Source organism: Streptomyces sp. S3(2020), from assembly GCF_013044505.1.
Lineage (GTDB): Bacteria > Actinomycetota > Actinomycetes > Streptomycetales > Streptomycetaceae > Streptomyces.
Window position 1 is genome coordinate 1 of record NZ_JABERD010000110.1, and the last position, 19154, is coordinate 19154.

18 protein-coding genes are annotated in these 19154 nt (G+C 69.7%); 12 read left to right on the top strand and 6 right to left on the bottom strand.

Going from position 1 to position 19154, the window contains the following annotated elements:
• The 3 genes from HLK59_RS29555 to HLK59_RS29565 form a co-directional block, all read left to right on the top strand.
• The coding region (locus tag HLK59_RS29555) for an alpha/beta hydrolase (RefSeq protein WP_171144598.1) at positions 1-1228 on the top strand (1228 nt) is incomplete at its 5' end.
• A 68-nt stretch (positions 1229-1296) separates the two neighbouring features.
• Entirely contained in the window at positions 1297-1695 is a 399-nt protein-coding gene (locus HLK59_RS29560) for a RidA family protein (RefSeq protein WP_171144599.1), read from the top strand.
• A complete protein-coding gene (locus tag HLK59_RS29565; protein WP_346779841.1) occupies positions 1692-2213 on the top strand; it encodes a GNAT family N-acetyltransferase in 522 nt (173 codons plus the stop codon). Before HLK59_RS29560 ends, HLK59_RS29565 begins: the two co-directional genes overlap by 4 nt.
• On the opposite strand, the gene HLK59_RS29570 is transcribed toward HLK59_RS29565, so the two are convergent.
• Positions 2210-2785 carry an adenylosuccinate lyase gene (locus HLK59_RS29570; RefSeq protein WP_171144600.1) on the bottom strand — a complete coding sequence of 192 codons (576 nt, stop codon included), beginning with the start codon at positions 2783-2785 and terminating at the stop codon, positions 2210-2212. The two genes, HLK59_RS29565 and HLK59_RS29570, sit on opposite strands and share 4 nt — an antisense overlap.
• A gap of 375 nt (positions 2786-3160) precedes the next feature.
• On the opposite strand from HLK59_RS29570, the gene HLK59_RS29575 reads away from it, so the two are divergent.
• The 9 genes from HLK59_RS29575 (at position 3161) to pssA (ending at position 14092) form a co-directional block, all read left to right on the top strand.
• On the top strand, positions 3161-4966 hold the full coding sequence (locus HLK59_RS29575; protein WP_171144601.1) for a 3-hydroxyacyl-CoA dehydrogenase: 1806 nt from the start codon (positions 3161-3163) through the stop codon (positions 4964-4966).
• A gap of 136 nt (positions 4967-5102) precedes the next feature.
• Positions 5103-5912, top strand: coding sequence for a TetR family transcriptional regulator (locus HLK59_RS29580; RefSeq protein ID WP_206327731.1), 810 nt, complete (start codon positions 5103-5105; stop codon positions 5910-5912).
• A gap of 414 nt (positions 5913-6326) precedes the next feature.
• Positions 6327-7670, top strand: coding sequence for a crotonyl-CoA carboxylase/reductase (ccrA, locus tag HLK59_RS29585; RefSeq protein ID WP_171144603.1), 1344 nt, complete (start codon positions 6327-6329; stop codon positions 7668-7670).
• Positions 7671-7687: 17 nt separating this feature from the next.
• The gene (locus HLK59_RS29590; protein ID WP_171144604.1) at positions 7688-9736 is read left to right on the top strand and encodes a protein meaA; all 2049 of its coding nucleotides are present in this window, start codon (positions 7688-7690) and stop codon (positions 9734-9736) included.
• Positions 9733-10692 (top strand): CoA ester lyase, encoded by a 960-nt coding sequence (locus tag HLK59_RS29595; protein WP_164421275.1) that lies wholly within the window; start codon positions 9733-9735, stop codon positions 10690-10692. The genes HLK59_RS29590 and HLK59_RS29595 overlap by 4 nt, the downstream gene beginning before the upstream one ends.
• Before the next feature lie 5 nt (positions 10693-10697).
• Positions 10698-11204 (top strand): MaoC family dehydratase, encoded by a 507-nt coding sequence (locus HLK59_RS29600; RefSeq protein ID WP_171144605.1) that lies wholly within the window; start codon positions 10698-10700, stop codon positions 11202-11204.
• A 5-nt stretch (positions 11205-11209) separates the two neighbouring features.
• Positions 11210-12424, top strand: a complete 1215-nt coding sequence (locus HLK59_RS29605) for an acyl-CoA dehydrogenase family protein (protein WP_171144606.1) — start codon at positions 11210-11212, stop codon at positions 12422-12424.
• 170 nt (positions 12425-12594) lie between these two features.
• The gene (locus tag HLK59_RS29610) at positions 12595-13254 is read left to right on the top strand and encodes a phosphatidylserine decarboxylase (protein WP_171144622.1); all 660 of its coding nucleotides are present in this window, start codon (positions 12595-12597) and stop codon (positions 13252-13254) included.
• 22 nt (positions 13255-13276) lie between these two features.
• Positions 13277-14092 (top strand): CDP-diacylglycerol--serine O-phosphatidyltransferase, encoded by an 816-nt coding sequence (pssA, locus tag HLK59_RS29615; protein ID WP_171144623.1) that lies wholly within the window; start codon positions 13277-13279, stop codon positions 14090-14092.
• A gap of 69 nt (positions 14093-14161) precedes the next feature.
• Here the strand turns inward: pssA and HLK59_RS29620 are convergent, their stop codons facing one another.
• Genes HLK59_RS29620 through HLK59_RS29640 form a run of 5 tightly spaced genes read right to left on the bottom strand, consistent with a single transcriptional unit; the run spans position 14162 to position 18989 of the window.
• Complete coding sequence (locus tag HLK59_RS29620; RefSeq protein WP_171144607.1) at positions 14162-15424, bottom strand: ABC transporter substrate-binding protein; 1263 nt, start codon at positions 15422-15424, stop codon at positions 14162-14164.
• Complete coding sequence (locus HLK59_RS29625; RefSeq protein WP_171144608.1) at positions 15421-16542, bottom strand: branched-chain amino acid ABC transporter permease; 1122 nt, start codon at positions 16540-16542, stop codon at positions 15421-15423. The genes HLK59_RS29620 and HLK59_RS29625 overlap by 4 nt, the downstream gene beginning before the upstream one ends.
• Positions 16535-17425, bottom strand: a complete 891-nt coding sequence (locus HLK59_RS29630) for a branched-chain amino acid ABC transporter permease (RefSeq protein WP_171144609.1) — start codon at positions 17423-17425, stop codon at positions 16535-16537. The genes HLK59_RS29625 and HLK59_RS29630 overlap by 8 nt, the downstream gene beginning before the upstream one ends.
• Positions 17422-18204, bottom strand: coding sequence for an ABC transporter ATP-binding protein (locus HLK59_RS29635; RefSeq protein ID WP_346779842.1), 783 nt, complete (start codon positions 18202-18204; stop codon positions 17422-17424). Before HLK59_RS29635 ends, HLK59_RS29630 begins: the two co-directional genes overlap by 4 nt.
• Positions 18192-18989: an ABC transporter ATP-binding protein gene (locus tag HLK59_RS29640; RefSeq protein WP_171144610.1), complete on the bottom strand. Its 798-nt coding sequence runs from the start codon at positions 18987-18989 to the stop codon at positions 18192-18194. Before HLK59_RS29640 ends, HLK59_RS29635 begins: the two co-directional genes overlap by 13 nt.
• Between the last annotated feature and the right edge of the window lie 165 nt (positions 18990-19154).

Genomic DNA, 19154 nt, shown 5'->3' on the forward strand with positions numbered 1-19154 from the left:
GGTCGCGGCGCAGTACGACGTCATCGGCTTCGACCCGCGCGGTGTGGGCAAGAGCAAGCCGGCGCTCGACTGCAAGCCCGGCTACTTCAACCCGGTCCGCCCGGACTCCGTGCCGAGCACTCCGGCCATCGAGAAGGCCAACCTCCAGCACGCCAAGTCCTTCGCGCAGGCCTGCGGCAAGAAGTACGCCGATGTGCTGCCGTACATCAACACGGTCCAGGCCGTACGGGACATGGACTCGATCCGTGCCGCCCTGGGCGCGAAGAAGATCAATTACTTCGGTTACTCGTACGGCACCTATCTCGGCGCGGTCTACGCCAAGCTCTTCCCCGACCGGGTGCGGCGCCTCGTCCTCGACTCGATCGTCGACCCGACCGGTGTCTGGTACGACGACAACATCGCGCAGGACTACGCCTTCAACGACCGCCACCGCGCGTTCCTCGCGTGGGTCGCCAAGTACGACTCCACGTACAAGCTCGGCACCGATCCGGCGAAGATCGAGGCCAAGTGGTACGCGATGCGGGCGGCCCTGGCCAAGACACCGGCCGGCGGGAAGGTGGGTGCCTCCGAGCTGGAGGACACCTTCATCCCGGGCGGCTACTACAACGGCTACTGGCCCTATCTGGCCGAGGCGTTCGCGGCGTACGCGAACGACAAGAACTCCGACCTGCTGGTCGAGGTGTACGAGCTCTTCGCCGCCGTCGACGCCTCCGGTGACAACGGCTACAGCATCTACACCTCGGTGCAGTGCCGTGACGCCGGCTGGCCCCGCGACTGGAACCAGTGGCGCAACGACAACTGGGCGGTGTACCAGAAGGCGCCGTTCATGACCTGGAACAACGCCTGGTACAACGCGCCGTGCGCGTTCTGGCCGACGAAGTCGCTGCGGCCGGTGAACGTGGCCAACGCGAAGCTGCCTCCGGCGCTGCTGTTCCAGGCGACGGACGACGCGGCCACCCCGTACCAGGGCGGTGTGACGGTCCACCGTCTGCTGCGCGGCTCCAGCCTGGTGGTCGAGCAGGGCGGCGGCAACCACGGCATCACGCTGAGCGGGAACGCCTGCCTGGACAAGTACCTGGCGGCCTACCTGACCGACGGCACGGTGCCGCGCAGCGGCGGTGAGGTCGACGCGGTGTGCGACACGCTGCCCGACCCGAAGCCGCTGAGCTCGGCGTCGGCCTCGGCACGCGGCTCGACGCTGCACGGGATGCTCGGCTTCCGCGGCTGAGCGGTCCGCCGAGCAGGCTCCGACAGCCCGTCGGGGGCATTGTCAGTGCCATGGTCCACCATGGACGCATGAGTGAGCTGACCAGGATTTCCGCCCCCGACGGGCTCGCGCCCGCCGCCCAGTACTCCCATGTCGTGCTGGGCACCGGCACGTTCGTCGCGATCTCCGGCCAGCTCGCCCTGGACGCGGACGGCAAGCCGGTCGGCGAGGGCGATCCCGCCGCCCAGGCCCGCCAGGCCTTCGAAAACCTGCGCCGCGCCCTGGCCGCCGCGGGAGCGACCTTCGACGACGTCGTCAAACTCACCTACTTCGTCACGGACATGGCGCACATGCCGGCGATCCGGACGGCCCGAGCCGAGCACATACCCGACGACCGTCTGCCGGCCGCGTCGGCGGTACAGGTGGCCGCGCTGGTGCGGCCCGAGTTCCTGCTGGAGGTCGAGGCGTTCGCGGTGCTGGGTTCGTGAGCGGCCCGCGGCTCCGCGAGATGACGTTCGCGGACTGCGACCGGGTGGCCGAGATCCGCGTCCGCGGCTGGCAGAGCGCGTACCGGGGCCTCCTACCGCAGCCGTACCTGGCCGCCCTGAGCGTGACCGAGGACGCCGAGCGCCGCCGCGCACGCCTGCGGGAGGCCGACGGCAGCGTGCTGAACCTCGTCGCGGAACAGGACGGCGAGCTGTTCGGCTGGGCGGCCTGCGGCCCCTACCGGGACGAGGGCGAAGTGCGCACCGCGGACGCCGAGTTGTACGCGCTCTACGTCGACCCCGGGCGGTACGGCGCGGGCGTCGGCCACGCCCTCCTCCAGGAGTCGGTACGCCGCTGCGCCGCCGCCGGGCACGACCGTGTGTACCTCTGGGTCCTCAAGGGCAACACCCGCGCCCGCGCCTTCTACGAACGGGCGGGGTTCCGGGCCGACGGCGCCGAGGAGCTCTTCGAGGCGGGCGGGGTCCCGGTTCCGGAGGTGCGGTACATGCTGGCTCTCTAGCGCTGCTCGGGAATCCGCGCCAGCGCGTGCACCGCTGTCTCGGCCAGCGTCGGGTGGGCCAGCGCCTCGTTCAGTACGGGTCGGGCGCGGGCGTCACCGAGGGCGCCGAGGCCCTCCACACAGGCGAGGGCCACGCGCCGGTAGGGGTCGTTCGGGCGCAGCCGGCGTTCCAGGGTGGTGATGAGGGCCGGTACCGACTCCGGCGCACGCAGTTCGGTCAGGAGCCGGACCGGGTGCAGGGCGTAGGCGACGCGCAGTTCGTTGGTGGCGAGGGCCGCGGCGGCGCGGGCGGTGCGCGGATCACCGAGGCGGGCCAGGGCGTACGCGGCGGAGGCGCAGCGCTGCGGCTCACGGTGGTTCAGCAGCAGGACGAGGGACTCGAAGGCACGGGAATCCCCCGCGACCCCCAGCCGGAACGCGGCCAGCTCCCTCGCCCACAGCGGCTGCCCGGCCTCGATCAGCACTCCGGCCAGCTCACCGAGGTCCTTCGTCTCCGCCAGCCGACCGTGCAGCGCCGACGCCCCCGACTCCTGCCGTAAGCGCTCCGTGAGTGATCGCAACTCTTCGTCCATGACACGCAGCCTAGGTGGGCCGTGAGCGCCTCGGGACGTACATCACAAACCCGGGGACTAGCGCGCTCGTTACCCGCCGGTTAAGCTCAGACGAGCGAGTTACCCACTCGCGGAACTCCTTGCGGTGGCCTGGTGACGCAGCTGCCGCGAGAGCAGTCGGTTCGGTACCTCAGGTATCGCAGTACGACGTGGCCCCGGGACAGGGCAGGTCGGCTCCACCGTTCTCCGGGCGTGTGCACGCCCGTGACGACGGCACCGCACCACCGGGCGTGTGCGCTTGCAGCCCGGCAACACCCGCATCTTCCACGCACCCGGTGCGCCTTCGGGCGTACCGGGTCGCGCTCCCAGTCGTCACCTCATTCCTGGAGTCCCGCGATGGCCGCTCCCCTGTCCGACACCCCTCTGTCCCCGCTCCAGACCATTGCCGTCATCGGCCTCGGCACGATGGGCACCGGCATCGCCGAGGTCCTCGCCAAGGCCGGTCGCGAGGTCGTCGGCATCGACATCAGCGAAGCCGCGGCCGCCCAGGCCGTCACCGCCCTGGAGGCCTCGACCGCCCGCGCCGTGGAGCGCGGCCGGCTGACCGGTCAGGAGCGCGCCGACGTCCTCGCCCGGGTCCGCACCTCCACCGACCTGCGCAGCGCGGCCGACGCCGACCTGGTCATCGAGGTGGCGCCGGAGTCGTACGAGATCAAGCACCAGATCTTCCGTGAACTCGACGGGATCGTGCGCCCCGGGACGATCCTGGCGACCGGCACCAACGCCCTGTCCGTCACCCGGCTCGCCGCCGACTCGGCCCGTCCCGAGCGCGTGCTCGGACTGCACTTCTTCAACCCGGCACCTGCGATGAAGCTGGTCGAGGTCGTCTCCTCGGTCCTGACCGCGCCGGCCGCCGTCAGCGCGGTCACCGACCTCGCCCTGGCCCTCGGCAAGGAGCCCGTCGCGGTGGGCGACCGGCCCGGATTCGTCGCCGACGGGCTGCTGTTCGGCTATCTCAACCAGGCCGCCGCGATGTACGAGGCGAAGTACGCCTCCCGCGAGGACATCGACGCCGCGATGCGGCTCGGCTGCGGACTGCCCATGGGCCCGCTCGCCCTGCTCGACCTGATCGGCATCGACACCGCGCGCACGGTCCTGGAGGCCATGTACTCCGAGTCGAAGGACCGGCTGCATGCCCCCGCGCCGATCCTCAAGCAGCTCAGCGAGGCGGGTCTGACGGGCCGCAAGGCGGGCCGCGGCTTCTACTCCTACGAGGCTCCGGGCAGCGCGGACGTCGTGGCTGACACCCTGACGCCGGCCGCCGCGGGCTCCGGGACCTCCGGCCGTGAGATCCGTTCCGTCGGTGTCGCGGGCTCCGGCACCATGGCCTCCGGTATCGCCGAGGTCTTCGCCAAGGCCGGCTACGAGGTCGTCCTCGCCGCCCGCAGCGAGGAGAAGGCCGAGACCGCCAAGGCCCGTATCGGCAAGTCCCTCTCGCGCTCCGTCGACAAGGGGCGGATGACCGCCGAGGCCGCCGCGCAGACCCTGGACCGGATCACGGCGGCGGGCTCGTACGACGCCTTCGCCGACGTCGATCTGGCCGTCGAGGCCGTCGCCGAGGACCTGGAGGTCAAGCAGCAGCTGTTCGCGGCGCTGGACAAGGTCTGCAAGCCGGGCGCGGTCCTGGCCACGACCACCTCGTCGCTGCCGGTCGTCGCCTGTGCCCGTGCCACCTCGCGTCCCCAGGACGTGATCGGCATGCACTTCTTCAACCCGGCGCCGGCGATGAAGCTGGTCGAGGTCGTCCGCACGGTGCTCACGGCCGACGACGTCCACGCCACGGTCCGCGAGGTCTGCGTGAAGATCAGGAAGCACGCGGTCGACTGCGGCGACCGAGCGGGCTTCATCGTGAACGCGCTGCTGTTCCCGTACCTCAACAACGCCATCAAGATGGTCCAGGAGCACTACGCGTCGCTCGACGACATCGACGCCGCGATGAAGCTGGGCGGCGGCTATCCGATGGGGCCCTTCGAACTCCTGGACGTCGTCGGGCTCGATGTCTCGCTGGCCATCGAGAAGGTCCTGCACCGCGAGTTCCGGGACCCGGGCCTGGCTCCGGCCCCGCTCCTGGAGCACCTGGTGGCCGCGGGCTGCCTCGGCCGCAAGACCGGCCGTGGCTTCCGCGAATATGCCCGCCGCTGAGCCGTCCGGCGACTGGTTCAGAGGCGCCGAGGACTGGGGCGGACTGCTCGACCCCCACGGAACCCCCCTGCCCGCACCGGGCGGGGGGTACCCGGGACATGAGCGCCAACCTGCGCACATGCAGTACGTTCGGGTCATGTCCCAGCCCGCCAAGTCCTCACGTACACCAGCTACGCCCGACGCGCCGGAAAGTGCCGCAGGCAGCCGCGCTGCCGCCCAGCGGCTCAAGATGCGCCGAGAACTGGCGGCAGCGGCGATGGAGCTGTTCTCGGCCAAGGGGTACGAGGCGACCACCGTCGACGAGATCGCGGCCGCGGCCGGAGTGGCCCGCCGCACCTTCTTCCGCCACTTCCGCTCCAAGGAAGAGGCGATCTTCCCGGACCACGACGACACGCTGATCCGCGCCGAGGCCGTCCTCAACGCCGCTCCCCCGCACGAGCACCCGCTCGACACGGTGTGCAACGGCATCAAGGAAGTCATGCGGATGTACGCGGCCCAGCCGGAGATCTCGGTCGCCCGCTACAAGCTCACGCGCGAGGTGCCCACCCTGCGCGAGGCCGAGATCGCGTCGGTGGCCCGCTACGAGCGGCTGTTCACCCGCTATCTCCTCGGCCACTTCGACGAGCACGCGCACGACGACGACGCCAACGACGACCCGCTGCTGGCCGAGGTCGCCGCGTCCGCGGTCGTCACGGCCCACAACCACGTGCTGCGGCGGTGGCTGAGGGCCGGCGGGCAGGGCGACGTGGAGTCGCAGCTGGACCACGCCTTCGCGATCGTGCGCAAGACGTTCGGGTCCGGCATCGGGGCCGGGCGCAGCACCGCGCCGAAGCCGGCCGCCGCGACGGTCTCGGCCCACGGGGAGGTCCTGGTGACGGTCGCCCGCACCGACGCCCCGCTCGACCAGGTCATGCGGACCATCGAGGAGGCGCTCAAGGAGCGCTGAGCACTACCGCTTCGCTGTGATGACGGCCACCCCTCGGGGTGGCCGTTTTCGTGTGCCTCCACCCGATTTCCAGTGGATTTCAAGCCGCGTTCGATCGATCATCGCTCATTTGTTACGTAAAGATTTCACTTGAGAGCAGTTCCTGGCACTCAGTGCCTTGCGGCGTGACACGCGGTGTCATACGTTGATGTTGTCCGGGCGGCCGGCGTGCAGAGACCTTTCGTACGTCGGCTGTCCCAACAAGTCATCGGCTTGCCCGCCCGGACGCCTGCGTCACAGGCAACCTCCCGCGCCACAAAGCGCTGCCGAAGCACCACCTCGCCGAACCGACGGCACTTCTCGACAAACCCTCAGCAGCACCGACGTAACCCTCAGCACCCCTCCCTCAGGGTGCGTATCGCCGGAGGCAACACCGTGACCGTGAAGGACATCCTGGACGCGATCCAGTCGCCGGACTCGACTCCGGCCGACTTCGCCGCACTGCCGCTCCCCGAGTCGTACCGCGCGATCACCGTGCACAAGGACGAGACGGAGATGTTCGCGGGCCTGGAGAGCCGCGACAAGGACCCCCGCAAGTCGACCCACCTCGACGACGTGCCGGTGCCCGAGCTCGGCCCGGGCGAGGCGCTGGTCGCGGTGATGGCGTCGAGCGTCAACTACAACTCCGTGTGGACCTCGATCTTCGAGCCGCTGTCCACCTTCGGGTTCCTGGAGCGCTACGGCCGCACCAACGACCTGGCCAAGCGGCACGACCTGCCGTACCACATCATCGGCTCCGACCTCGCGGGCGTCGTCCTGCGCACCGGCCCCGGCGTGAACGCCTGGAAGCCCGGTGACGAGGTCGTCGCGCACTGCCTGTCCGTCGAGATGGAGTCCTCGGACGGCCACAACGACACGATGCTCGACCCCGAGCAGCGCATCTGGGGCTTCGAGACCAACTTCGGCGGCCTCGCCGAGATCGCGCTCGTGAAGTCCAACCAGCTGATGCCCAAGCCGGGCCACCTCAGCTGGGAGGAGGCCGCCGCGCCGGGCCTGGTGAACTCCACCGCCTACCGCCAGCTGGTCTCCCGCAACGGCGCCGGCATGAAGCAGGGCGACAACGTCCTGATCTGGGGCGCCAGCGGCGGACTCGGCTCCTACGCCACCCAGTTCGCGCTGGCCGGCGGCGCCAACCCGATCTGTGTCGTCTCCAGCGACCAGAAGGCGGACATCTGCCGCTCGATGGGCGCGAACGCGATCATCGACCGCAACGCCGAGGGTTACCGGTTCTGGAAGGACGAGCAGACCCAGGACCCCAAGGAGTGGAAGCGCTTCGGCAAGCGCATCCGCGAGCTGACCGGCGGCGAGGACATCGACATCGTCTTCGAGCACCCGGGCCGCGAGACCTTCGGCGCGAGCGTCTTCGTCACCCGCAAGGGCGGCACCATCACCACCTGCGCCTCGACCTCGGGCTACATGCACGAGTACGACAACCGCTACCTGTGGATGTCGCTGAAGCGGATCATCGGCTCGCACTTCGCCAACTACCGCGAGGCCTGGGAGGCCAACCGGCTGATCGCGAAGGGCAAGATCCACCCGACCCTCTCCAAGGTGTACTCCCTGGAGGAGACCGGGCAGGCCGCCTACGACGTGCACCGCAACCTCCACCAGGGGAAGGTCGGCGTGCTCTGCCTGTCCCCCGAGGAGGGCCTGGGTGTGCGCGACGAGGAGATGCGCGCCACGCACCTCGACGCCATCAACCGCTTCCGCAACATCTGAGACACCCGGGGTCATAGATGACTGAGCGTCAGCCCGCCGAGGACAAGCGGGAGAAGGACCGGCCGTGGCTCATGCGCACGTACGCCGGCCACTCCACGGCCGAGGCGTCCAACGAGCTGTACCGGCGCAACCTCGCCAAGGGCCAGACCGGCCTGTCGGTGGCGTTCGACCTGCCGACACAGACCGGTTACGACTCCGACCACATCCTCGCCCGCGGCGAGGTCGGTCGGGTCGGGGTACCGGTCGCGCACCTCGGTGACATGCGCCGGCTGTTCCAGGACATCCCCCTGGACCAGATGAACACCTCGATGACGATCAACGCCACCGCCATGTGGCTGCTGGCGCTCTACCAGGTCGTCGCCGAGGAGCAGGGTGCGGACATCACCCGGCTCCAGGGCACGACCCAGAACGACATCGTCAAGGAGTACCTGTCCCGCGGCACCCATGTGTTCCCGCCGGGGCCGAGCCTCCGTCTGACGACCGACATGATCGCGTACACGGTCTCCCACATCCCCAAGTGGAACCCGATCAACATCTGCAGCTACCACCTCCAGGAAGCGGGCGCCACGCCCGTCCAGGAGATCGCGTACGCGATGTCGACGGCGATCGCGGTCCTGGACGCCGTCCGCGACTCCGGGCAGGTGCCGCCGGAGAAGTTCGGTGACGTCGTCGCCCGTATCTCCTTCTTCGTGAACGCGGGCGTCCGCTTCATCGAGGAGATGTGCAAGATGCGCGCCTTCGGCCGCATCTGGGACCAGGTCACCCGCGAGCGCTACGGCATCGAGAACGCCAAGCAGCGTCGTTTCCGCTACGGCGTCCAGGTCAACTCCCTCGGTCTGACCGAGGCGCAGCCGGAGAACAACGTCCAGCGGATCGTGCTGGAGATGCTGGCCGTGACCCTCTCCAAGGACGCACGCGCGCGTGCCGTGCAGCTGCCCGCCTGGAACGAGGCCCTCGGTCTGCCGCGGCCGTGGGACCAGCAGTGGTCGCTGCGCATCCAGCAGGTCCTCGCCCATGAGAGCGACCTGCTGGAGTACGAGGACATCTTCGAGGGCTCGCACGTCATCGAGGGGAAGGTGACCAGGCTCGTCGAGGAGTCCCTCGCCGAGATCGACCGGATCCAGCAGATGGGCGGCGCGATGGCCGCCGTCGAGTCGGGCTACCTCAAGTCGCAGCTCGTCTCCTCGCACGCCGAGCGCCGGGCCCGGATCGAGTCCGGCCAGGAGAAGATCATCGGCGTCAACATCTTCGAGACCACCGAGCCGAACCCGCTCACGGCCGACGTGGACACCGCGATCCAGACGGTCGACCCCGCGGTCGAGGCCCGCGTGATCGCCGGGCTCCAGCACTGGCGTGACACGCGCTACCAGCCGCCCTTCAACCACCCGCGCCCCTGCAAGGCGCTGGAGAAGCTGAAGGAGGCCGCCAAGGGCACCGGCAACCTGATGGAGGCCACCCTGGAGTGCGCCCGCGCCGGTGTCACGACCGGCGAGTGGTCGGGGGCGCTGCGCGAGGTGTTCGGCGAGTTCCGGGCGCCGACCGGGGTCTCCTCGGCGCCGGTGGCGGTGCCGGCGGAGGAGGGCTCGGCCATGGCCGACGTCCGCCGCAAGGTCGACCTGACGGCGAAGGACATGGGCGTCGGCAAGCTGCGCTTCCTGGTCGGCAAGCCGGGCCTGGACGGGCACTCCAACGGCGCCGAGCAGATCGCCGTACGGGCCCGTGACGCCGGGTTCGAGGTGGTCTACCAGGGCATCCGGCTCACCCCGGAGGAGATCGTGGAGGCGGCCCTCGCCGAGGACGTGCACGCGGTGGGTCTGTCGATCCTGTCCGGCTCGCACGCCCAGCTCGTCCCGGACGTCGTGGAGCGGCTCCGTGTGGCCGGTGCCACAGACATCCCGGTGATCGCCGGTGGCATCATCCCGAAGGGGGACGCCGAGCAGCTCCGGGCCGCCGGAGTGGCCGCCGTCTTCACCCCGAAGGACTTCGACATCACCGGAATCATCGGCTCCATCGTCGACGAGATCCGGAAAGCGAACAAGCTCGACCCCCTGGAGGTCCCCGCATGACCGTCAACCGTCTGCGTCCCCGCCGCTCGTGTCTCGCGGTGCCGGGAAGCAACCCCCGCTTCCTGGAGAAGGCGCAGGGCCTCCCGGCGGACCAGGTCTTCCTCGACCTGGAGGACGCGTGCGCCCCGCTCGCCAAGCCCGAGGCTCGGCACACCATCGTCAAGTTCCTCAACGAGGGTGACTGGACCGGCAAGACACGGGTGGTCCGCGTCAACGACTGGACGACGGAGTGGACGTACCGCGATGTCGTGACCGTCGTCGAGGGTGCGGGGCAGAACCTCGACTGCATCATGCTGCCGAAGGTGCAGACGGCCCAGCAGGTCGTCGCCCTCGACCTCCTGCTGACGCAGATCGAGAAGACGATGGGCTTCGAGGTCGGCAAGATCGGCATCGAGGCGCAGATCGAGAACGCGCAGGGCCTGAACAACGTCAACGAGATCGCGACGGCCTCCCAGCGCGTCGAGACGATCATCTTCGGCCCGGCCGACTTCATGGCGTCGATCAACATGAAGTCGCTGGTCGTGGGCGAGCAGCCGCCCGGCTACCCGGCGGACGCCTACCACTACATCCTGATGAAGATCCTGATGGCCGCCCGCGCCAACGACCTCCAGGCGATCGACGGCCCCTACCTCCAGATCCGCAACGTCGACGGCTACCGCGAGGTCGCCCAGCGCGCCGCCGCGCTCGGCTTCGACGGCAAGTGGGTGCTGCACCCGGGCCAGGTCGAGGCGTCCAACGAGATCTTCTCGCCCTCGCAGGAGGACTTCGACCACGCCGAGCTGATCCTGGACGCGTACGACTGGTGCACGTCCGAGGCGGGCGGCAAGAAGGGCTCGGCGATGCTCGGCGACGAGATGATCGACGAGGCCAGCCGCAAGATGGCGCTGGTCATCTCCGGCAAGGGGCGTGCGGCGGGCATGCAGCGCACGTCCAAGTTCGAGATCCCGGAGGCCTGAGCGCGATGCAGTTCGGACGCACCTACGAGGAGTTCGAGGTCGGGGCGGTCTACAAGCACTGGCCCGGGAAGACGGTCACGGAGTACGACGACCACCTCTTCTGCCTCCTCACCATGAACCACCACCCGCTCCACATGGACGTCAACTACGCCGAGAAGACGACGGACTTCGGCAAGAACGTGGTGGTCGGGAACTACATCTACTCCCTGCTGCTCGGCATGTCGGTCCCGGACGTCTCCGGCAAGGCGATCGCCAACCTGGAGATCGAGTCGCTGAAGCACGTGGCGCCGACCTTCCACGGCGACACGCTCTACGGCCAGACGACCGTGCTCGACAAGTGGCCGTCCAAGTCGAAGAACGACCGCGGCATCGTCTACGTCGAGACCAAGGGCTACAAGCAGGACGGCACGCTGGTCTGCGTGTTCCGCCGCAAGGTCCTGGTGCCGACCGAGACGTACATCAAGGAACGCGGCGGCGAACAGCCCGGCCGCCCGGAACTCCAGGAGGGCTGAGCCCGATGGCACGCCTCGCCCAGACCGCCGGTCTGACCGACATCCAGCAGGAAATCCTCTCCACCGTCCGCGACTTCGTGGACAAGGAGATCATCCCGGTCGCCACCGAGCTGGAGCACCGCGACGAGTACCCGCAGCAGATCGTCGACGGCCTCAAGGAGTTGGGCCTGTTCGGCCTGATGATCCCGGAGGAGTACGGCGGCCTGGGCGAGTCGCTCCTGACGTACGCGCTGTGCGTCGAGGAGATCGCCCGCGGCTGGATGTCGGTGTCCGGCATCATCAACACCCACTTCATCGTGGCGTACATGCTCAAGCAGCACGGCACGCAGGAGCAGAAGGACCACTTCCTGCCGCGCATGGCGGCCGGCGACATCCGCGGCGCGTTCTCGATGTCGGAGCCGGGTCTGGGCTCGGACGTGTCGGCCATCACCTCGAAGGCGGTGAAGGACGGCGAGGAGTACGTCCTGAACGGCCAGAAGATGTGGCTGACGAACGGGGGGACGTCGAGTCTGGTCGCCGTTCTCGTCCGAAGTGACGAAGGACTCACTCCCGAAGAGGCGGCCGCCAAGCCGCACAAGTCGATGACGACCTTCCTCGTCGAGAAGGAGCCCGGCTTCGGAGAGGTCCGCCCCGGCCTCACCATCCCCGGGAAGATCGACAAGATGGGCTACAAGGGCGTCGACACCACCGAGCTGATCATGGATGGCCTGCGGATTCCGGCCAACCGCGTGCTCGGCGGCGTCACCGGCCGAGGTTTTTACCAAATGATGGACGGCGTCGAGGTCGGCCGCGTCAACGTGGCGGCACGTGGTTGCGGCGTCGCTCAGCGTGCCTTCGAACTCGGCGTCTCGTATGCCCAGCAGCGTCACACTTTCGGCAAGCCGATCGCCCAGCACCAGGCGATCCAGTTCAAGCTGGCCGAGATGGCTACCAAGGTCGAGGCCGCTCATGCGATGATGGTCAACGCGGCACGCAAAAAGGACTCCGGGGAGCGAAACGACCTTGAGGCTGGGATGGCGAAGTACCTCGCCTCCGAGTACTGCAAGGAGGTCGTGGAGGACGCCTTCCGGATCCACGGCGGCTACGGCTTCTCCAAGGAGTACGAGATCGAGCGCCTCTACCGCGAGGCTCCGATGCTGCTGATCGGCGAAGGTACCGCCGAGATCCAGAAAATGATCATCGGTCGCAGGCTGCTCGAAGAGTATCGATTCCAGGGCTGATTGTCCGGATACGGGGTGTTTTCTTGGAGAAGAAGATCACACCCCGTCAACACTCTTCAGCCGCCGACTCGGCTTCCTGGCTTGCCCAGTTGTGGCCCGCGACCGGTACGATCCCGGGAAAGCCGCCGTCCCCCGATACAGCGCGGCGCCATCCGCTACGAAGGTCATCCATGCCCCACAGCCAAACCTCTGCACCACGCGACAGCCAGGCCGGCGGCGTACGCCTCGCGCGCGGAGCATCGCCGTGGCTTCTCCCGACCGTCGCCACCGCAGCCCTCAGCCTGGTGCGTGCGCGCAAGTCCGGCGCCGCCAAGGCCGTCGCCGTGCCCGCCACCGCGCTCGCGGCGGGCATGCTGTGGTTCTTCCGCGACCCCGAGCGCGAGATCGCCCAGGGCCGGGTCATCTCGCCCGCCGACGGTGTGGTGCAGAGCATCATGCCGTGGAAGGACGGGCGCACCCGCGTCGCGATCTTCATGAGCCCGCTCAACGTCCACGTCAACCGCGCGCCTCTCTCCGGCACGGTGACGTCGGTCGAGCACATCCCCGGCGGGTTCGTTCCGGCGTTCAACAAGGAGAGCGAGAACAACGAGCGCGTAGTCTGGCATTTCGACACCGAACTCGGTGACATCGAGATGATCCAGATCGCCGGCGCGGTGGCCCGCCGCATCGTTCCCTACATTCCGCAGGGCACGAAGGTCGAGCAGGGTGACCGCATCGGTCTGATCCGCTTCGGCTCGCGCGTCGACATCTACCTCCCCGAGGGCGTGGATGTCGCGGTCGAGGTGGGTCAGAAGACCGTGGCTGGGGTGACTCGCATTGACCGTGATTGATCCTGAGACACAGGCGGGCTGGGTGCCCGAGGCCGAAGAGGTCGAGGACGAGGAGGAGATGCCTCTTTCTCTCCGCCTCTCGATAGCGGACACCCTCACCCTCGGCAATGCCACGTGCGGCTTCATGGCGGTGTACTTCACCACCACCGGCATCCTGATCCCGCACCTCACGGACAGCCAGGAGTCCGGCATGGCCCGCAACAGCGCGGCCACCGCTGTCATCCTGATGCTCTGTGCGGCGGTGTTCGACCTGTTCGACGGCCTGGTGGCGCGCAAGCTGCGCTCCTCGCCGATGGGCGCGGAGCTGGACAACCTCTCCGACCTGGTCAGCTTCGGCCTGGCACCTGCGTACTTCGTCCTCGTCTACGGCATGGTCGCCGCCGACGCCTCCCAGCGGGTGGCGGCGGTGGGGGCGATCGTGGTGCTCCTGGCGGTGGTCCTCAGACTTGCGCGGTTCTCCTGTGTGACGGTGAAGGACGGCACCTTCCAGGGCATGCCGTCACCGTTCGGGGCACTGACCGTGGTCTCGATCGTGCTCCTCGAACTGCCCTTCGAGGCGACACTGATGGCGATCCTGGGGACGGCGTGGCTGATGGTGAGCCGGGTGGAGTACCCGAAGCCACGCGGCATCCTCGCGGTGGCGATGCTCGGCTGGATCGTGTCGGCCATGGGCCTGCTGGCGGCCTGGGCGTTCGACGCACCGGGCGGCCAACTGCTCCTTCAGACGGGCTGTGCCCTGCAGCTGGTCATGGGCGCGGTGATCCCGCTGTTCGCCACGGCTCGCCGGGTGCACAACTTCCGTGACAACCGGCGTGAGGCACGAGCGACACAGCCGTAGGCGCCTGGTGGAAGACCTTCGAAAGGGCCCGAACCGATATCCGGTTCGGGCCCTCTTCGCTGTGCTGCCTCAGGTCCCCGGTGTGTACGCCTCCGCGGCCTCCGACGCCTCCGCCTCCCGTACGACCTTCATGCCGCCCGTGACGCTCTTGTCCGGCTGGAGGATCACGCTCTGCCGGGAGGACGGGGACTTGGGGTCGGTGAAGTCCTGGGTGGGGCCGAAGCCGAGGTCGAAGGAGTCGATGGTCAGCAGGGCCTTGTCGACGCCCTCCCTGGTGAGGTCCTTGCTCGCGCAGGCCTTCTTCAGTGCCTCGCCGAAGGCCGACACCGCGGTCCAGCCGGCGACGATGCCGTTGTCGAGGGCGTCCTTCGGGTAGGCCGCCTGGTAGTCGGCGACGAGCTTCTTCGCCTCCGGGGTGTCCGCGCCGATCGGGAGCGAGGGCGAGGCCACGTAGTAGTTCTTCATCAGGGCCGGTCCCGCCTGGGTGGCCAGGAGCTGGGGGGCGAAGGCGGAGTTGTTGCCGATGATCGGCACGCCGAAGCCGCCGGCCGCCGCGACGCCGACGAGCGAGGCCGCCTGGCGCGGGCCCGCGCTGATGACGATCGCCTTGACGCCGGCCTGCTTGAGCGCGGCGACCTGGGCGGTCATGTCGTTGTCGGTGGGCTTGATCTTCTGCTCGACGACGGTCAGCCCCTCCTCCTGCGCGATGTGCTTCGAGCCGACCAGGGCGCTCTCGCCGTAGTCGCCCTCGAAGTACACGTGGCCGATCTTGTCGCCCTTCTTGATGCCCTTCTCCTTGATCAGGAAGTCGACGGCGTTGATCGTCTCGATGTCGTAGGTGGAGCCGATGACCCGGATGTACGGGCTGCCGAGCAGCGCGGCCGACCACGCCTGCGGCAGCACGAGCCCCTTGTCCTGGCCGTCTACGCGCTGCTTGACCGCGGCGACGAACGGGGACCCGATGAACTGCGCGAAGCCCAGGACCTTCGGCTCCAGCTCGGTGTAGCCGGCGAGGGCCTTCTGCGGGTCGTAGCCGTGGTCGCGGACCGTCAGCTGGACCTTGTAGCCGCAGACACCTCCGTCGGCGTTCAACTGCTTCACATACAGCTGCTGGGCCTGGGTGACGCTCTTGCCGAGGGTGGCGTAGACGCCGGTCATGTCGGTGAGGGCGCCGAGGGTGATCGTCTTGCCCGAGATCCCGTCGCCCGTCTTCACCCCACCCGCGGACTGCTGGTCACCGTCGTCGTCCTTGGCCTTGGAGCTGCACCCCGCCAGGACCAGCAGTGCGGCGAGCGCGCCGGCGGCGACCCTGGCCGCGTACGTCGTGTTCATCGTTCCTCCCCGGGTTCGGTTGTGACGCGACGCCGGGCGGCCATCCTGACCAGGCCGCCGGGCAGGAACAGCACCACCAGCACGACGGCGGCGCCGTAGAGGTACCGGGATGCCTCGCCCGGTGCGATCCCGCCCGTGCCGGGGGCGGAGACCAGGGGCAGCGCATCGCTGTAGCGGGTCAGCAGCTGCGGGAGCAGGGAGACGAAGACGGCCCCCGCGACCGCGCCGGAGACCGAGCCGAGCCCGCCGATGACGATCATGGCGAGGTACTCCAGGGACAGCGTGATGCCGAAGTAGTCGGGCACGGTCCGCTGGAAGACCAGGGCCAGGAGCACGCCCGCCAGTCCGGCGTACATCGACGACAGCACGAAGACGGCGGCCCGGTGGCGGGCCACCGGCACCCCGATGACGCCGGCGGCGATGCGGTGGTCGCGGATGGCGTTCATGGCCCGGCCCGGACGGCCGCGCAGGACGCCACGGGCGAACAGCGCGCCGGCCAGGAGGACGGCCAGACCGGCGTACCAGAGTTTCTCCGCCGACCCGAACGGCACGGCGGCCACGAGGAGTTCGCGGTCGTCGAAGGTGAGGCCGAAGAGGTTCAGCGGCGGCACGTCACGGCCGTTCGCGCCGCCGGTCAGATCGTGGGCGTTGAACATCACGTGCTGCCCGATGAAGACGAGCGCGAGTGTGGCGATGCCGAGGTAGGCGCCGCTGAGCCGGCCGGAGATGGGGCTGAACAGCCCGCCCGCGACGCCCGCGACCAGTACCGCGAGCACGGCCGCCAGCCAGGTCGGCAGGCCGAGCCCGGTCAGGCCGTCGCCGCCGTCCGCCGCGAACACGCAGTAGCCGTAGGCGCCGACGGCGAGGAAGAAGGCGTGGCCCATGGAGAGCTGCCCGGTGGCGCCGGTCAGGAGGTTGATGCCGATCGCTCCGATCGCCGCGGCCATGGCGAAGAGGCCGGCCTGGAGCCAGAAGCGGTCGAGGTAGAAGGGCAGGGCCAGCAGGACCAGCGCCCCGGCCGCCCGGACGTAGAAGCGGGGGCTCGTGAGCCGGGCGGGGCGGCGGCGGGTGCCGGGCGCTGCCTCGCGGGCCTCGTCGCGGCCGAGGACCTCAGACACGGGCCGGCTCCTTCGTTCCGAACAGCCCGGCGGGGCGGATGAGCAGGATCGCGACCATCACGAGGTACGGCGCCAGGTCTCCGAGTCCGCGCCCCAGGAACGTCAGGTCGCTCTGGTATCCCGTCGCCAGCGACTCCGTGACGCCGACCAGCAGCCCGCCCACCAGCGCGCCCGTCGTGGAGTCCAGGCCGCCCAGGATCGCGGCCGGGAAGGCCTTCAGCGCGGCCAGCGAGGTGGCCCGTTCCAGCCCCGGCGTCGGGAAGACGGTGAGGAACAGCGCGGCGACGGCGGCGAGTCCCCCGGCCACGGCCCAGGCTCCCAGGGACACCCGCCCCAGCCGTACGCCCATCAGGGCCGCCGTCTCCGCGCTCTCCGCGGCCGCCCGCATCGCCACACCCCACGAGGTGTACCGGAAGGCCAGCAGGAACGCGGTGATGAGCAGCGCCGCCGCCACGAACGCGGCGATCCGCGTGTGGGCGAGGGAGATCGGCCCGACCTTGAGCACGGCGTCGCCCCACGGGTCGCCGAGCGCCAGCACGTCGGTGCCGATACGGCGGGTCAGTTCGGTGGTGAGCAGGATGTCGACGCCGATGGTGACGATGGCGAGGACGCTGTGGTCGGAGCCCCGGTAGCGCCGCATCACCAGGAACTCCACCGCCGCGCCGACCACGGCCGCGCCCGCGATCCCGACGAGCAGCGCGGGCCAGAACCCGAGGTCGTCGTGGAGGGTCGCGGTGACATAGCCGCCCGCCAACAGCAGTGAGGCGTGGGCGAAGTTGACGACCTCGGTGGCCCGGAAGATCACCACGAAGCCGAGCGCGATGAGCGCGTACACGGAGCCCAGCGAGAGGCCGTTGAGGAGGATCTCGGCGAGAGTGCTCATGACGCGTCCCCCAGGTACGCCCGGACGACGGCCGGATCGTTCTGTACGTCGGCGGGGACGCCGTCGGCGATCCGGCGCCCGAAGTCGAGTACGGTCACGGCGTCCGCGAGCCGCATCACCACCCCCATGTCGTGTTCCACCAGCACGATCGAGATGCCGAGACCGTCACGGACTCCCGCGATCACGGCGGCCGTCCGGCGCCGTTCGTCGGCGGTCATCCCGGCGACGGGCTCGTCGAGAAGCAGCAGGCGCGGTTCCATGCAGAGCGCGCGGGCGAGTTCGGCGAGCTTCTGCTGCCCGTACGGGAGTGATCCCGCGGGCCGTGCCAGACAGTCCGCGATGCCGACGAACTCGGCGATCTCACGCACCCGTTCACGGTGGACCCGTTCCTCCCGGGCGGCCGACGGAAGCCGAAGTCCCGCCGCCACGAAGCCGGTTCGGGTCAGCCGGTGTCTGCCGAGCAGCAGGCTGTCCTCGACCGACGCGAGGGGCGGCAGGGCGAGGTTCTGGAAGATGCGGGCGACGCCGAGGCCGGCGATGCGGTGCGCGGGCATGCCGGTGAGCTCGTGGCCGCCGAAGCGGACGCTGCCCGCGGTGGCCCGGTAGACACCGGACAGGACGTTGAAACAGGTGGACTTCCCGGCGCCGTTGGGGCCGATGAGGGCGTGCACGGTGCCGGGGCGGACGGTGAAGCTCACGTCGTCCAGGGCGGTGAGTCCGGCGAACCGGACGGTGAGGTCGCGTACTTCGAGGGTGTCCACGGCGCTCACCCCTGCCACCGGCCGAGGGTGCGCGCGCCTTGGGACCGTGCCGCGTCCGCCGCCGCGTCCTCGTCGACGACACCCAGATAGCGGCGGCGGACCTCGTCGGAGGCGGCCAGTTCGGCGGCCGGTCCGGACAGGGTCACCTCGCCGACTTCGAGGACGTACGCGCGCGTGGCGAGCCGTAGGGCAAGGGCGGCGTTCTGTTCGACGAGGAGCACCGAGGTGCCCTGTTCGTTGATCTCACGGACGGTGTCGGCGATCCGCTGGGCCATGAGCGGGGCGAGTCCGAGGGAGGGCTCGTCGAGGAGGAGGACCTTCGGGGCGGCCATCAGGGCCCGGGCGACGGCGAGCATCTGCTGTTCGCCGCCGGAGAGCAGGCCCGCGCGCTGCTGTGCGCGCTCCGCGAGGACGGGGAACAGCTCGTGGACGCGGGCGAGGGCCTTCGGCCGGGCCGCGCGGCTGCCTCCGAGGGCGCCCGCGCGCAGGTTGTCGGCGACCGTCATCCGGGCGAACACCCGGCGCCCCTCGGGCACTTGGGAGACGCCGGCGGCGACCACCCGGTCCGCGGAGAGCCGGTCGAGCCGTCGGTCGCCCAGGCTCACCCCGCCCTCGGTGACCGCGCCGCCGTGGAAGGACAGGGTGCGGCTGATCGCCCGCAGCAGCGTGGACTTGCCGGCGCCGTTGGAGCCCAGGACGGCCACCACGGCTGCCTCGGGCACCTCCAGGGACACCCGGCGCAGGGCGCGCACGGGCCCGTATCCGACCGACAGATCCCGCACCACGAGTCCGGAACCCCCCATGGACTTCCCCCCTGTCCTCACTCGGTGTGGCGCTCACCCCAGCACCGGTGAGGGCGTCCGTCCACGGCCCGCGGCGGAATCGCTGCGGGTGCCCAGCGGGCCGGGCGGGGCGTTGTGCGCGTGCACAACACCGCGTGTCAGGGGCCTGTGCGCGGCCGCGTCCCG